We start from the raw sequence: 15,591 nt of genomic DNA, 5'->3' as shown, positions 1-15,591 counted from the left end.
ATTAAAATTTTACGCTCATTACAACACCATGGCCCTTCCTTGATCTTAAGTCAAAAGAACCTCCCAGCGAATTAACTCTCGATTTCATATTAAATAGGCCGTTTCCTTGCCCGTTCATTACCATATTATCAAAATCAAATCCAATACCATTGTCTTTATAACACAAGTTTACCCCATTGTTTGCTTCCTTAATAGTTATATCAATCTGACTGGCATTGGCATGTTTAATCGTATTATTAACACACTCACATAGCAGGCGATAGAGCGTTGTTTCCACCTCAGTGATTAATTGTTTTCTAACCATCATGTGGTAATTAACTTTTATGCCAGAGGCATTACGTATTCTATCCAGAAATGTTTTAAGTGCTGTATCAAGTCCAAAATTATTTAATGTATTGGGACTTATATTGTTTGATATTTCGCGGAGTGAAGAAATTGTTTCTTCTAATGTTTCTTCTGCCTTTCTTATTACTTCCTCTTTATCAGCCTTTGAATCAGGTTTATTAAACCATTGCAGATAAAGCTTTGTAGTAGACAACAATGGGCCTATTCCATCATGTAACTCCTGGGCAAATCGTCTGCGTTCCTTTTCTTCCGTATTAATTATTGAAGTTAAAACCCTTTTTTCCATTTCTTTTTTCAGGGAAATATCCCTGAATGTCAGCAAAAAAGCTTCTGTATCCCGGTATTCAAACTTAAAGGCTGAAATATCAAAAATTACCTTTTCATCACTTACCTCACATTCAATTTCGCAGGTATTAGCAGTTTCTCCTCTTAATAATAAATCAAAATAAGCAGATAGTTTTTTAACAGCACTACCACTAAAACAATTGATAAGCAATTCGTTACTTCCACATTCTTTCAAACCTGGAAAAGTATTCAAGGCTCCGGGATTATACCTAAGAATGTGTCCGTTATTATCAACAATAAACGTAGGTTCAGGGCGGGTTTCATATATGGACCGAAACTTTTCTTCCTCTTGCCTTAACTGTTTAACGGTTTTTTTTAAGCTATCCGTTTTTTTTCGAAGACTGAGAATTAGTTTTTGCTGTTGATACTCTAAATTATACTGTTCAAAGGCTCTTTCAGTTGCAACCTGTATTCTATGTGGCTCAATTGGCTTTACAAAATAGCTATATATACCATACTTATTGACAGCATCCTGTATTAAATGATGATCATGAATATTACTTACTAAGATAATCTTAAGAAAAGGAAAATTCAGCCGTAATTGTGAGAATAAGTCAGTAATTGAAGCGTTTCTAATTATGTTTTCAACAATTACAATTTTGATTTTCTCAGAGCGAATAATTTCAATAGCTTTTTCACATGCATTTGCATATTTCAGAATATATAAATTGCGAAAGATCAACTCATACAAGCGTAAGGTTTCTTTATCATCATCTATAAGCAGTATATTTTCCATATAATAAAGTTCTTTATCAATGCCCGATGTTATTATACTCGAGTTGATCAGCATTATAAGTTAAGGGAAAAAACGCATTGAAAATACCTTTTTGCGTAGCGCTAAAATAATAATTCATAACAAAGTATTTAAGTATTCCGAATGATTATTTTTTTAATACTGGCATTTGTAATAAAACAGCTATAAAATACCCTACTAAAGTAGCATGCAAATTCAACCCTTTATGACTATTTTCTTAGTGAATAATTAAAGTGACATTTGTAATAACTCACATATGATCATTTAATAATTTACCATTATGAAAAAAATAGCCATTGCACTACTCATTCTACTAAGTATCTTTACATTTGCATGCAGCTCATCCAATCGTTTAGGAGCTATAGAATGCCCGCAGTCATATTATGGTTCAGGTCATCGCTCATTCTAGGCTGCAGAGCAGGTAGAACTATTATGGGGGTCTACCCCCTACTTTCAGGTTATCGTCAATAGTATCATTTGATTTTTATTTTAACACATTCTACCCATTAGATCGGCCTTTTTTCATCTATTCCCATCATGAAGGAACCATTAGTTTTGGCATCCATAAACCAAGACAAGCCCACAAGAGTTATTATGCAGCCATTATATTTGAACGCACTGCAAAAGTAACTCTTAAGAGCACATGATGCTAACCATTTTAATGATATGATTCAGAAGTTGTGCAAAATCAGCTTTTAAAGTTTAGCTGATCACAAATGGCTTTTTTACAAATGCTTTATTTATTCTCATAATAACTCATCCCAACAACCAGACATATGAACAGCAACGACATCTCTAAGTTTAAACAGCTATTTATTAATGAGGCCACTACTTTGCTTAACTCAATGGAAGGAATCATTCTTGAGTTAGAGAATAATCCAAAGGATATAGATCTGATTCAGGAAGTTTTCAGAGTCATGCATACCATAAAAGGCGTAAGTGGCATGTACGGCTTTGACCACATGAGTGAACTCACGCATAATATAGAGAATGTTTATGATATGATTCGCAATGGTATCATCCCGGTCTCTAAAGAAATTCTTGATTTAACATTAAGTGCCGTAGATCAACTGTTCATTCTTATTGATGATAAGGACTTAAAGGATAGTAAAAACATTAATAAACAAAAGGCATTATTGAATAAGTCTGAGTCTATAATCACAACAATTAATAAAACAAAAACAAATCAGCAGGTAAAACAAAATACCTCCTCCATGGTAACCTACAATATTGTTCTGAATACACCGCAAAGTATTGTAGACAGGCGGATCAATTTGTTCTACACAATTAAAGATTTAAGTGAAGTTGGTGAAATACGGGCGATCAAACGTTTACCTGTTTCATCATCAGATGAAGAGCGCTGGAGTATATTTATTGTCGGTGAACTGGATGATGAAATTATGGAAGAAGCGCTGATGTTTGTATACGAATATTGCATCATCAGAAAAGTCGCTGATTTTGATGTTTTTGATAGCGAACAGGCAGATAAATATGAATCTGAACTTAAAGCCAACGATTTAAACCATGATGGATCATTAAGCCCGGAGGCTTTTCCTGAGACTGAAGAAATCGCTACAGATATTAAAGGTATTGAACAGGAAAATACCAATAAATCATTATCGATCATTGAATCCATTCGTCAGAATACGAATCGAATTTCCGTTGATTCAGAGAAGCTGGACCATCTGATGTATTTAGTAAGTGAGCTGATCACTACGAGTTCGCAACTAAATTTAATGACCAATGATAAAATATATGATTCAATAAAATCTCAAACGGAAAAGATCGACAAGCTATCAAAAAGCTTTAGAAACAACGCCCTGGAAATTAGGCTGATTCCCATTCGTGACATGGTACCCAAATTTAGCCGTTTGGTAAGGGACATTTCAAATGACCTGGGTAAAGAAGTTGAGTTTGTTACTGAAGGTATGGACACAGAACTTGATAAAAGTTCAATTGACATGATTGCCGAACCATTGGTTCATATATTGCGCAATGCTGTTGACCATGGGGTTGAGTTACCTGAAGAAAGGCTGGAGCATGGCAAGGAAGGCAGAGGATTAATCAGGTTAAAGGCCTATAATTCAGGTAACAATATTTATATCGAAGTGTCGGATGATGGAAAAGGGCTCGATAAAAACAAAATATATAACAAAGCCCTTGACTCAGGCCTGATAGCTCATGGTGAAAAGCTTAGCGATAAAGAGATATACAATCTGATCTGTCATCCTGGATTTTCGACAGCATCTGAAGTCACATCAATCTCCGGCCGTGGTGTTGGAATGGATGTAGTTAAACAGAAAATAGCCAAAATGAGAGGTGAGCTGGATATTAAAAGCCAGATAGAAAAAGGTTCCACCTTTAGCATTAAGCTACAGCAATCCATAGCTATCATCGATACCCTTCTGATCAGTGCAGAAAGACTGATGTGTTTACTGCCCATATCAGATATCGTAGAATGTGTCCAAGTTTCATATGAGCAGGTAAAACAGCGTCTTCGTCACGGCACTTTATGCTATGAAGAGAAACTGATTCCATTTGTTTCGTTAAGAAATTTATTTGAATTGGAAGCCAACACTCCTCAACAAGCTAAGGTTGTTATAATCAACAAAAACGACAGTAAAATGGCTATTGTAACCGATGTCATTATAGGTCAACACCAGGCTGTTTTAAAACCAATGGGAGAGCTGGTAAAAAAACAACGAGAGTTTTCTGCAGCCAGTGTCTTGGGAAATGGTGAAGTGGCCTTTTTACTTGATATTAATGCACTGGAAAGCAGCTTACATTCCAATTAAAAAACCAGATCAGCAAATGGAGGAGCTTACCCTTTCTATTTCAGCCATTATTGCATGTAAGCCTCCTCTTCAATATTAGCTGTTTGGCATAATGTCAACATACGACCAGGCAACAGACTCAATGATATGCAGCCAAAAAAGGGTGCCGTAAACGACACCCCATCCTACCTAACACAATTGAGACAAACTATTGCTTGTAGTCAGTTTAATGTAAATTTTAAATGGCAATACACTTAACCATGCCCTTGGTTGGTGATGCCAGGTACAGGTTATCATCCGCGTCAACTATCATTGGAATATAGCTGCAGCCTTTCACCATCTCCTCAATACCTTCAATCTGTTTAGCTCCATCTTTACTATATATCTTTACGCGTGTAGGATCTTTTTCGACTGTCACAATAGCACCATTGGATAAGTATGCTACACTTACCGGATTACAGCATCCATGAAAATCGTCAACCTCCTTACCGCGCTTTCCAAAGGCCAGTAGTTGCTTACCAGTCATGTCAAAGGCCTGTACCCGAAAAGCTCCCAGGTTAGCCACTAATATTTCGTTCTTGTCATTGACGCTAAAGTCAAGAATCATACAACAGGGACGCATATCTTCCAGGGCTGCTTCTTTGGCTCCGGTTTTAGGATTGAAGACACCGATAATGCGGTTTTGCCAATCGGCCACCATCAGCTTGTTATTGGCTACGCGTGCACCCGTAGCAGTTTTTAAGCCATCCAGGTCCATGGTTCTTATTTGCTCGCCTTTGGTATTGAACACAGCACATTTATACCCTGTTGTTTCCATTGCTTTCATGGTTTTACCACGAAACTTACGGGTCACTTCTTTTTGCAAAGGCAGCATGATGTATATGTCATCGTTACCATCAATGGCCATTGTAGTAGGCGCAATGTCAAAGGCAGGTTTAAAGCTGTTGATCTGCTTACCGGCGCCATCTATTATTTTGATACTTCCCTCCTTAGTGAGTGCACATACATGGTTGTTGCTTAGAATGCCCATATATATCACATCGAGGTAGGCCGATCCCTGAAAGGTATTCTCCACCTTGTAGGATACATTGCTGGCTGAGATGGCCTCTGAAATATTCACGTCTTTCGAGTTGGCAAGTTGGTCTTTTAATTTACGGACATGCGATGTATTAAGTGAAGGATCAAGCAGCGCCAGCACCTCCTCTACCCCTTTACTGTCCATTCCATGAGTTAAGCGTGCAGCCACTATACCTGAATAAAAGGCATTGGGGTATTTCTTAATAAAATCGGTTTGTGCCTTTTTTACTTTAAGCTCGCGCTCTTCAGCCATTTTGGTCACTTCCTCCTCTGACATGTTGCGAATAGCGTTAATATCGCCATAGCTCGCACGCATTGCTTCATTGAATTCTTTTTGGTGATCATTGGCCACTGACCCAACGATCACTTCATTATCGATCTGCATAAATTTTCGCGGTGGCATATCGCCCCAGGCCGGCATTTCCTTTTCGACCAATTGGCCTGAATAACTTGATTCCCCATTTTCAACAAAAAGTCCGAATCGCACATCCTTGTCTTTGATCTCAAGAAGAATTCGTGTTGGTTCGCTAACAGCAGGACCCGTAATGGTAAACTGTCCGGCTGTCATTTTAAACTCCTGCGGTTGAGGGTCATTCATATCTTTTTTAAGACAGATAACGCCATCTCCAATACCTTCGAGCGTTCCGTTAACAGTCCACCCTTGTTGCTTTTTCGATTGATTACAAGCCAGCATAGTTACCAGCAGCATCAATGCACTCGTTACTTTTAACGTTTTATTCATGTTCATATTTGTTTGGAATAATGATTAAGTCTATTCTATGGAATTACACGATTGCCTCTTTTTTGCAGCTCTCGTTACACTTATTACACTGTATGCAGTCATAGTTTGATACAACAGCCAGTTTTGACTGACGATCAATGGTGATGGCCTGTACCGGACATACCTTAGAACACAAACCGCAATACACACAGTTATCTTCTTTAATTGTACGACGTTTAATGGCAAACATTGAAATAAGCCCCAGTAGCACACTATATGGGCAGATAAAACGACAGAACGGACGAGGAATAAAATAACCGACTACCAGCATTACTCCCATATATATCCATGTAGCCAGTAAACCACCGATCAGTAGTTTCGCCTCCATTGGCTGCCCCATAATATAGGCCAGAGCTTGCTCAAACCATGACTGACCTGTAAAAAACAATGCTTTGTAAGGATCGAGCTCACAGGCAAAAAAGCATACCGATCCGTTGGCAGCGAAATACACCGTCAGTATCAGAATAATAACAGGTGCAAGTTTTAAGGCCGTATTCAGTTTTTTAGGCAGGCGTATCCACTTTTTATGTTTTTTGGCCTTGCCAATATTCTGAACGGCTCCCATTGGGCAGGCGGTGGAGCAAAAAACACGTCCCCCGACCAGTGCCACCAGCATTGGCCCTATAAACACCACAAAAGCAGTAAGACTCACCAGAGCAGGCTCAATAATACCCATGGTGGCATTGGTGATGGCACCTACAGGACAAATACACCCTCCCCTTATGAGCGCCAGGTAGATAAACGTGAATAACATCAGTATATTCATCGGGCGACCGCTCTTACGTTTTAACACGAAGAAAAGGCCCAGGCCCAACAAAAGCAGTAATATGCCAAGGTCAACAAACGACATGTACTCCGGCAAAGCATGGTATTCAACCGGTATATAAGCATCTTTAAATTCCCTGATATTCCCCCTTGATAAGTCATCAATTGAATGAGCATCCTGTGCAAAGGAAGAGCTCATCAAAGAAAATAAGAAGCCGAGGACTATAGTTATTAGTCTAATCTTTTTCATTTTTTTGATTCAAGATGTAAGCATGGGTTTAAAGGATGGCAGACAGGTTGAATGCCTCCCAAACCCAATAATCTACACAATTACATATTCATTCCTTCCAACTCATAGATGCCACGGAAGTTATCCTCCGGTCCGTAATACAGGCGCTCAATAGCACCATCGGGACAGGCTGAGGCAATATTGCAGCCATTGCAGTTTAGGCATAGATCGGGGCGAATGATCAGAAACATGGATTTCGTTCCTTTATCATTACATCCTTTAGCACACTTACCACATCCGGTGCATTTGTCATCATCGATGTCGTAAATAAAGTAGCCGTCTTTTCCACCCGAATAATTGACTCGTGTTACAGCATCATGAGGACATATGCGAAGACCATCGCTCATTATCTTTTCAGAAGGGATTTCCTTATTGGTAATATGCCCGTAACAAACTACACAGCATGAACATTTCTTCTGGTCATTAACGGCTTTTACGGCCGATGGCGTGCGATTGCAATGTGTCTCGCACTTTCCACAGAAGGTACATTTATCGGGATTAATGGCCCACACATATCGTGAGCGTGGTCCTGCCGTCTCTTCATCCATGTGTGCGCTGATAACACGGTAAACCAAACCACCCAATGCCAATCCAAATGCAGCACGCCCTGCATTTAACAGGAAACTGCGACGGTTAATCGATTTATTAGTATTCTGAGCCATATCTACAATGTTTTTGCATATGGAGCGGGCGTCCACTTAGCAGGTTTAACAAAACCATCACTCAACATTGTTTCAGGTGAGTTTTCGTTGGAAAGGTTTAACAAGGCTTCCTGAAGTCGCATGGTATTTTCTTTACTGACCTTATCACGATCGATGATCAAAGAGGTCAACGGACTTGCCTCTGTTTCATGGATAATACGGTAATCATCGGGATTGGCAACATCGACAGCACACGAGGCAAACATCACATAATCGGAAACAACTGCCACCTCTGCTTTTTTATCCATTAGCTCGTTGATGCACTCAAGGCAGCTTGACTTGTGATAGATTTGACCTGCTTGTATACCTTTCTCATCTAAAATGGTCAATGGCTGATGATATTTCTCGTAAGCATCCTTTTCACCTGCAACCAATACCTTACCCCTGATGTCTTCAAGTGTTTGAACCGGCGAATCTTTAGGTACCAGAAACACGCCTTTTAACCACTGGTTATTAAAGGCATCTTTAATATCGGCAACACGCTCATAGTTTAGATCATGGGTCTTACTGAGCATGTAAACGTTCCAGGGTTTACAAATGACGCCGTCAAACTCTTTGCTTTTAATTTTGTCCTCAAGGTGGTATATTTCCTCAAAATAGGTGATCTCCAGGTTAATATTGTGCTTCTCTTTCAGTTGCTGTTGCAGATCTTCATATTCGCGCGCTGCTACGTTATGAATGCAAACACAGGCAGTAGCCTTACAATAAGTATCATTAACCGCGATGCGGAGTGTTAATGGTTCGGTGTCAGGTGCAGGTTCGCCACAACATGGAATAAAAGCTGTTTCTTCAAATCCGATGTCGGGCTTTTGATTGTGCTTATGCTCTGTCACCGATATACAGGCAAACAGGCTAAAGGCTAGTAATAAGCCGGTTAATGTTTTTAGTGTTAGTCTCATTTTGTCTCAATTTAAATTAGTTAATCCACTGTAATTAAGGTGATAGTAGATGCTTCAAAATAAAAGAAAGCTTTCTTCAATTCAGGTTAATAGTCGGCTAATCAGGGTTAATTAAGGTTAATGGATGTTTGGATGTGCGATGTGAGGATGTTTGGATGTGCGATGTGGGGATGTTCGATGTGACGATGTTCAATTCGATTCCCGGCAACTATCGGGATCGACTGTGAAGAAATAACAAAAAGATCCCTGCAAAACATAGCTATACAGGGACCCTCATTATTAAACCAACCCCTTGGTTAGAACATGCTGATTGCAGCAGTAATCGTTTCTGTAATGGTTTCAGGCGGCAGACACATGTCATTGTTACAGGTCTGAAACTTAATAGTAACCTTAACTTTCACCTCTTTCAAATGTTTAAAGCCTTCTGTCATATACTCCTCACGAGTAGGCGAATTCAGTTTAAACTTTTGGATAAAGCGAATATCATTGCCTTTATACACGACCATACCTCCCTTAGGATGTTCCTTTGGTTTAAGCATGTCTGCTGTTTTCTCTACTTTATCACTTTCAAATTCAACACTTACGACGGTCGGAATAAAACCGGCAGCTACATTCGCTTTATTTTCAGAATACAGATACCAGTCTTTCTGCAGTTTAAAATCAACCAGCAATTCCATTTCCTTTCTATACTTTACCCGCTCGGGAAAACTTATTGAGTAAGCTACAGGCCCGTCAAGTTTGCTTGATTTTACCTGCTCATTTTTCAATACTTTTAATTCAGCAGACGGCGCAGCCACAGCTTTCGTTGCTGTTGCTTTCTCAGGGTTTTTCTTTCCTTCGATTATAAAAACGTAACCACGGTGACGCATCGTCAGGTATTTATAATCGTCTAAATTACCCATGTACATCCGCTTTGTCCAACCTATGGTATCAGCCTCAATTTTCTCAATGGCACCTTCAACACCACCCGCGTATTTAATGGTTCGTCCTGCATCTTTACCCGGCATTTCAATACCCATTTCTTTGGTCCAGCGCCAGGCTATTTCAGGCACTGCTTCATATCCGTTAATGGTCGGGATAGAAATTCCCATAACAATATCATTGACTCCATCATTATTGTAATCAACCACCGTGATCATTGGCTGGCATCCCGGCATGGCTTTTTCACCATTCACTTCAGTAAATAATGGTCGCCCCTGCTCAAAACGAAGCCCCTTGTCGGTATTGACCCCTCTGAAAAACTCGATTGGATGATGACCTTCCTTATAGTACTCATGCGTAACCAACAGATCCAATACACCATCTCCATCCCAATCCACCGGTGTCATGTACCCCTTACCAACGCCTGACATATTAGGGTATCGTCCTACCTTATGCTCCTCTTCTATTTGCTTTTTCGATGGTTTATCAATATTCAGGATATCACCATTGATATGGTATAAATAGCTTCGGATACCAAAAGCAGGCTTTTCCCTGGTCCCAACATTTAATGCCACACGAAAACCATCGGTACCACCCACAAACAGATCCAACAGCCCATCACCATTGAAATCGGCAAAATCGGCAGATGTATAATTCCAATAAGCCCATGATTCTTCACTCCACGGCTCCCTGTCTTGTGCAAAACGCTTACCTTCCTCATAACCTTCCTGAGGAATAAACTCGTGAGGCAGAAAACCGTTTTCTGATCCACGCCACATAGAAATGAGGCCCGGGTTATACTGTCCTGACAAAAGATCAGGGTACCCGTCGCCATCCATATCAACCAATCGCGGATGAATACCGATACAGCACCACTGATGATTGGTTATCGTATCGCCATTAACATCGCTTGCATAGAAATACTCACCTGAGTATTTTGGCTTTTTATCAGTCCCTTCATTTAAATATACTTTTATGTATGAACCCGTATCGCCTGTTTCAAATTCCCCAAGCATCAGGTCTTTTTTGCCATCCCTGTTCCAGTCAAAGAAAGCAGGATATATTAAGCCATGCTTTTCAACGCGTATCTCGTTTTTTGTTCCTTCCAGGTACTGAGGCTGCCCAGGTATCGGTGCTCCTGCTATATCTGTTGCCTCCATCTTTCGCATTTTGGGAAAGTTGGATGTTTTTTCAGTGTCTTCCGCCCTGTTTTGAGCAAATGACCCCATGACTATCGCTGATAATATAATGGTGATAAGTAGTCTCATGTTATAAAGTTTTATAGTAATAAGTAGTGAGCTGTCAGTGGTGAGATATGAGCAGTGAGAAAGCTCTGTTGATTTTTTGCGATGTGCTGCTTCTCTCCGCTCTCCTCTCACCTCTCATCTTACATCTCTGCCTATTTTAAAGCATTGATCTTATTGGTCATACTCTCCTTATAATAAGCAGCTGAGCGTGCATTATCTTTGGTTAGTTCAATTACGGTATTGTACTGTTCTATTGCTTTTTCATTTTGCCCTAATAAAGCATAGCAGTCACCCATATTATCAATCAAGGATGTTGCTTCCGGATCTAACTTTAAGCCTTCTTTAAGGTAGCCCATCAATCGCTTAACCTGTTTATCGCTTATATACTCCTTTGAAGCATGCAGGCAATTACCCACAAAAGCCATATAACTTCGTGCATCCAACTCACCTCTTTCTTTCTGATAAGCTTTAGATTTCTCATTCCAGTCGCAATAACCGTCAACATCTTTCTGTCCATACAAACAGTATCCTGATTCACATACATACTTCATCACCATATACGTGTCATCAGCATCGGCATCGGGTGTATCTTCATACACTTTTGCCAAACGTCCGTGAACAGCCGCCAGGTATTCTCTGAATTTCAGATTACCATTACGGTATGATTCGTGCATTGACTGGTTATTGGTGCGGAAGATAAACATGGATAAATCTTCATTTGGAATAAGCTTTGCCCATGCCTCATAATTGTTATAGATATGCTCAACAAAAGGATTCCCGTTATTGGGCCCATCCAGGTACATTGAAATCAGACGAAAATCGTCTTTATTCATCATTTCATGCGGCTGTTTGGCAACAAAATACCAGGCTGCCATCTCTGCAAACTTCTCGTACCAGGGACCTTGTTCCTCGCGGGGTAAAGTAGAAGCATAAACCCCACCACTCAATATTAAACCACGTACAAAATCCAGGTTACGGTTGCCTTTTTTGTAAGCCTCATATTTCTCAAGGAAAGGCGTTTCTTCGCCGGTAACCTGTTTGGCAAAACTTAAGAAGAAACCGGCATCGGGTGTTGCTCCTACTAATCGCATATTTTCCGTTCCATCAGGATTAAAGAATATCATGGTTGGAAAGCCCTTTACTTCATATTTCTTGGATATTTCTGGACCTTCGCCTTTTTCTGCATCTATTTTAAGCGAGATAAAGTTCTTGTTGAAGAAAGTGCCAATTTCTTCGCGTGGAAAAATATCCTTACTCATCTTTTTACATGGGCCGCACCATGTTGTGTAAAAGTCTACGAACAGTAATTTGTCTTCAGCCTTTGCTTTGGCCAATGCTTCGGCAAATGTGCCGTGTTCAAATTCTATTCCCTGGGCAAAGGCACTCAGGCTCAATATGGCCGCCACAGCCACTAATACTATTTTTTTCATTGTTTTGATATTTGATTATTTAACGGTCTTTTTAATAACTCAATGGAAGTGGAGCTTCATCATTCAGTAACTTTTGAATGTTATTGTAGGCCCACGCCGATTTTTTGGAGTCTTTGTATTTTTCAGCTTCTTTCGCAAAGCGTTGAGCTACTTTTTTAGCTTCATCGGTTTTTCCTGCTTTGTAAGTCAGGTAGGTATATGCTCCAACAGAGAAGAAATGCACCGGCTCACTATTCATGCCCTCTTCATATTTGCCACGAATATAATCAGCATGCTCCGGCTTTAACTGTTTGGCCTGAAGTGCAGAAAAACCAACCATAAAATCGAATTGCAAAGGCTCACCATATTTCTCTTTATATGCCATCATTTGAACCACATGCTCCGAATTTTTCTTATTAAAACGCAACTGATCAGCATCAAACAGTTCTTTGGCCTGATCGGCATAAGTCGGAAAATCAGCTTTTATCCCATTGAAAACTTCATCCAATTTAGTCGGTTCTCCCATGGCTTCATATAGCGATGAGTTAATCCATCCAACAGCATTATGACTGTCTGTTAACAGTGGAAATTTCTCCTTGTTATTTTTGACCAATTCATAGAATTTATTGCCATAGCGCGCCTGCCAGAATGCAATTTGAAGTGGTTTACCATTCCAGCGCTCTGCTTCGGGATAGGAATTATATAAGTCCCACATATCATCAGGTGAAGGAGGCATGCTCTTCTCAGCCATACGTGCATTAAAGTATGCTTCTAAGAATTCGGTTTTGCGGTTTCCGTTGTTGTATTCTTCTTCGTACCACGCCCATGTTTTCTCTTCTAAACCCAGGGCGAGTCTGGCCAATCGCAAAAAACCTTCCTCATCGCTGGCGCCAATTGATGATCCTTCATAAATAGACTGACCTTCAGCATCGGCATAGATAAATGTCGGAAAGCCCTTTACCTCATATTGTTTAGCCAAAGCAGGCCCTTCGCCCACTTCAGCATCTACCTTATAATTGATAAAATGCTGGTTATAAAACTCACCAACAGCAGGTAAGGGAAATACATTTTTAGCCATTGCACGGCATGGACCGCACCACTTGGTGTAAAAATCAATAAAGATCTTCTTGTTCTCTTTTTTTGCTTCGACCTTGCATTCTTCCCATGTACCATGGAAGAACTCCATTCCCTGCGAGAATGCATTGAAGCTTATCAGGCCTGCCACAGCCAATAGTAGTAATTTTTTCATTGTTTCAACATTTGATTATTTAACGCATTCAAGTAAATGATTTTCAGAGATAAAGCAGGTTAAGAAATGGCCAATTAGGGTTAATTTAGGTTAATGGATGTGGGGATATTGGGATGACAATTCAACTTATCAACTAATAAACTCTTCAACTCTCTCAAGAATAAGGCAGTTCAACTCTTAAACTACTAAACTCATCAACTTCCAATTGCTATCGCGATCAACAAATCAATTCATCATTAATCACCCCCACTAATATCTATCAGATCACCACACACTTGACAAGGCCTTTCTTAGGCGAAGCCAGGTAGATATTGTCTTTGCTGTCAGACATCACCGGAATGTGGAAGCACCCTTCCACCAGCTCTTCAATACCTTCAACATACTTTGCCCCTTCGCGGCTGTATACTTTTATACGGGTCGGTGCTTTTTCGACCGTAATAACTGCACCATTATGCAGTCGTCGCACACTAACAGGGTTACAGCACGAATGAAAATCATCAATACCCCTGCCACGCTGGCCAAAAGACACAATTTTCTTACCTTCCATGGTATAACCATCAACGCGGAACGAACCCAGGTTAGCAGCCAATATCTCACCTTTTTCAGAATCGACATCAAAGTCAAGAATGGAACAACAAGGGCGCAGGTCCTTAATGGTCGAGATAAGTTTACCATCTGCTGTATTATATATGCCCAGGGCTCCTTTACCCACATCAGACACAAGTAGTTTATCCCGGTATATGCGGGCACCTGTGGCATATTCCCTTCCTTCAAGTAAATATTCGTTTTGTTGTTCACCTTTGGTATTGAATACATAGCACTTGGCACCTACCTTTTCCATGTAAACCGTTTCACGTCCACGGAATTTGGTTTTCTTTTCTTTCAATAGAGTCGTTAAAACATATATGTTATTATCCGCATCGGCTGCAATACACGATGCCAGACCTTCAGCCTCTACCTTAAAACGATTTAATTCTTTGCCTTCAGTGTCTATTATCTGAACATTAAAGGCTTTAGGTTCTTCCTTTTTTCCTCCATGAGCATTATAATCATCATGAATACCAAACTCACTTGACAGGGCTACCAGGTTATCGTTATTTAACACGGCCAGGTATTTTACATTGGTATGCGCCGCTCCTTTATATGTATTATCAACCTTGTATTTGACATCATGTGCATCGGCCACAAACTTATCCAGTCCTGCCTCTGTTTCCAGCATACTGTTCAGCATATTAAACATCTGAGCTACAAAAGGGTGCTGACGAATGGATACGTCAATTGGCTCTGCCCATTTGGCCAATGCCTGTGCACTTTGTCCTCCTGTTTTAGATGTTAATCGTACATAAACGATCTGCGCAACATAAGGGTCTGTTGCGTTTAAACGGATATACTCTTTATAAAAGTCTTCTAACTTATTATTATAAAGTACCTTCTCTTCCTCTATCTTCTTTTTATCTGCGTCGGTTTTAGCTGCATATATACGTGAATCAAAACCATATGGATCACCATGCTCGGCATAGAATTTCTTAATCGTTTTACCGAATCGTTGCGCACCATCCTGCACCACACCACCTGTAACAGTTGATTCATATGAGCCTTTTTTGCCATTTATGGTCATATTGGCATTTTCTGCATAAAAGCGTGCGAACCAACCGTCCATTCGTTCGCCAATACTCAGGCTTACTTCCATAGGAACCGGGAAATCATAGTTAAAAGAAAACTGCCCGTCCTGGATCTCAGCCTCAGCCAATACCTTGTTATCACCGTCGATGTATGCTTCCATTTTCACTGTCCCTGAAGTATAGCCTTCAACAGTACCAACCAGGTTAAAGCCACCTCTTTCACTGGCTTGTTTTGAAGCGGTGCCACCACAGCATGTCATAGTTATTGACAGCACCAATAGTGCCCCATACAAACGAAGACTATCGATCATTCGTTTTTCCAATTTAAAGTTTTTCATTTGTTTGTTTTATCTAGGTTATTTAACGTAACTAAATCTGTTTCGCAACCATAACACCTTTCGTTTTTACATGGG

At 40.1% G+C, this 15,591-nt stretch carries 11 protein-coding genes; 2 read left to right on the top strand and 9 right to left on the bottom strand.

Annotated features, from left to right (window positions below):
• Position 1: 1 nt before the first annotated feature.
• The gene (locus tag ACRD69_RS19925; RefSeq protein ID WP_430816897.1) at positions 2-1,426 is read right to left on the bottom strand and encodes a sensor histidine kinase; all 1,425 of its coding nucleotides are present in this window, start codon (positions 1,424-1,426) and stop codon (positions 2-4) included.
• A gap of 298 nt (positions 1,427-1,724) precedes the next feature.
• Here ACRD69_RS19925 and ACRD69_RS19920 point away from each other — a divergent pair, with 298 nt between their 5' ends.
• Together ACRD69_RS19920 and ACRD69_RS19915 are read left to right on the top strand one after the other, a co-directional pair.
• Entirely contained in the window at positions 1,725-1,853 is a 129-nt protein-coding gene (locus tag ACRD69_RS19920; protein WP_430816896.1) for a hypothetical protein, read from the top strand.
• A gap of 367 nt (positions 1,854-2,220) precedes the next feature.
• The gene (locus ACRD69_RS19915; RefSeq protein ID WP_430816895.1) at positions 2,221-4,239 is read left to right on the top strand and encodes a chemotaxis protein CheA; all 2,019 of its coding nucleotides are present in this window, start codon (positions 2,221-2,223) and stop codon (positions 4,237-4,239) included.
• A gap of 217 nt (positions 4,240-4,456) precedes the next feature.
• Here the strand turns inward: ACRD69_RS19915 and ACRD69_RS19910 are convergent, their stop codons facing one another.
• The 8 genes from ACRD69_RS19910 to ACRD69_RS19875 all read right to left on the bottom strand — a co-directional run bounded on the left by ACRD69_RS19910 (position 4,457) and on the right by ACRD69_RS19875 (position 15,516).
• Positions 4,457-6,037 carry an NHL repeat-containing protein gene (locus ACRD69_RS19910; protein ID WP_430816894.1) on the bottom strand — a complete coding sequence of 527 codons (1,581 nt, stop codon included), beginning with the start codon at positions 6,035-6,037 and terminating at the stop codon, positions 4,457-4,459.
• A gap of 43 nt (positions 6,038-6,080) precedes the next feature.
• Positions 6,081-7,091, bottom strand: a complete 1,011-nt coding sequence (locus tag ACRD69_RS19905; protein ID WP_430816893.1) for a 4Fe-4S binding protein — start codon at positions 7,089-7,091, stop codon at positions 6,081-6,083.
• Between the two features lie 80 nt (positions 7,092-7,171).
• Positions 7,172-7,792, bottom strand: coding sequence for a 4Fe-4S dicluster domain-containing protein (locus tag ACRD69_RS19900; RefSeq protein WP_430816892.1), 621 nt, complete (start codon positions 7,790-7,792; stop codon positions 7,172-7,174).
• Between the two features lie 2 nt (positions 7,793-7,794).
• Positions 7,795-8,730 carry a phosphate/phosphite/phosphonate ABC transporter substrate-binding protein gene (locus tag ACRD69_RS19895; protein WP_430816891.1) on the bottom strand — a complete coding sequence of 312 codons (936 nt, stop codon included), beginning with the start codon at positions 8,728-8,730 and terminating at the stop codon, positions 7,795-7,797.
• 296 nt (positions 8,731-9,026) lie between these two features.
• Positions 9,027-10,919, bottom strand: a complete 1,893-nt coding sequence (locus ACRD69_RS19890) for an FG-GAP-like repeat-containing protein (protein WP_430816890.1) — start codon at positions 10,917-10,919, stop codon at positions 9,027-9,029.
• A gap of 131 nt (positions 10,920-11,050) precedes the next feature.
• Positions 11,051-12,328 carry a thioredoxin fold domain-containing protein gene (locus ACRD69_RS19885; protein ID WP_430816889.1) on the bottom strand — a complete coding sequence of 426 codons (1,278 nt, stop codon included), beginning with the start codon at positions 12,326-12,328 and terminating at the stop codon, positions 11,051-11,053.
• A 31-nt stretch (positions 12,329-12,359) separates the two neighbouring features.
• Entirely contained in the window at positions 12,360-13,556 is a 1,197-nt protein-coding gene (locus tag ACRD69_RS19880; RefSeq protein WP_430816888.1) for a thioredoxin family protein, read from the bottom strand.
• 259 nt (positions 13,557-13,815) lie between these two features.
• A complete protein-coding gene (locus ACRD69_RS19875; RefSeq protein ID WP_430816887.1) occupies positions 13,816-15,516 on the bottom strand; it encodes a DUF4369 domain-containing protein in 1,701 nt (566 codons plus the stop codon).
• Positions 15,517-15,591 lie beyond the last annotated feature (75 nt).

This window comes from Carboxylicivirga agarovorans (assembly GCF_050589845.1).
Taxonomy (GTDB): Bacteria; Bacteroidota; Bacteroidia; order Bacteroidales; family Marinilabiliaceae; genus Carboxylicivirga; species Carboxylicivirga agarovorans.
This window is presented reverse-complemented; position numbering and strand designations above follow the sequence as displayed.

Coding starts and splice junctions, on each gene's coding strand:
- ACRD69_RS19925 (WP_430816897.1), bottom strand. CDS start 1,426: ATGGAAAATATACTGCTTATAGATGATGATAAAGAAACCTTACGCTTG.
- ACRD69_RS19920 (WP_430816896.1), top strand. CDS start 1,725: ATGAAAAAAATAGCCATTGCACTACTCATTCTACTAAGTATCTTTACA.
- ACRD69_RS19915 (WP_430816895.1), top strand. CDS start 2,221: ATGAACAGCAACGACATCTCTAAGTTTAAACAGCTATTTATTAATGAG.
- ACRD69_RS19910 (WP_430816894.1), bottom strand. CDS start 6,037: ATGAATAAAACGTTAAAAGTAACGAGTGCATTGATGCTGCTGGTAACT.
- ACRD69_RS19905 (WP_430816893.1), bottom strand. CDS start 7,091: ATGAAAAAGATTAGACTAATAACTATAGTCCTCGGCTTCTTATTTTCT.
- ACRD69_RS19900 (WP_430816892.1), bottom strand. CDS start 7,792: ATGGCTCAGAATACTAATAAATCGATTAACCGTCGCAGTTTCCTGTTA.
- ACRD69_RS19895 (WP_430816891.1), bottom strand. CDS start 8,730: ATGAGACTAACACTAAAAACATTAACCGGCTTATTACTAGCCTTTAGC.
- ACRD69_RS19890 (WP_430816890.1), bottom strand. CDS start 10,919: ATGAGACTACTTATCACCATTATATTATCAGCGATAGTCATGGGGTCA.
- ACRD69_RS19885 (WP_430816889.1), bottom strand. CDS start 12,328: ATGAAAAAAATAGTATTAGTGGCTGTGGCGGCCATATTGAGCCTGAGT.
- ACRD69_RS19880 (WP_430816888.1), bottom strand. CDS start 13,556: ATGAAAAAATTACTACTATTGGCTGTGGCAGGCCTGATAAGCTTCAAT.
- ACRD69_RS19875 (WP_430816887.1), bottom strand. CDS start 15,516: ATGAAAAACTTTAAATTGGAAAAACGAATGATCGATAGTCTTCGTTTG.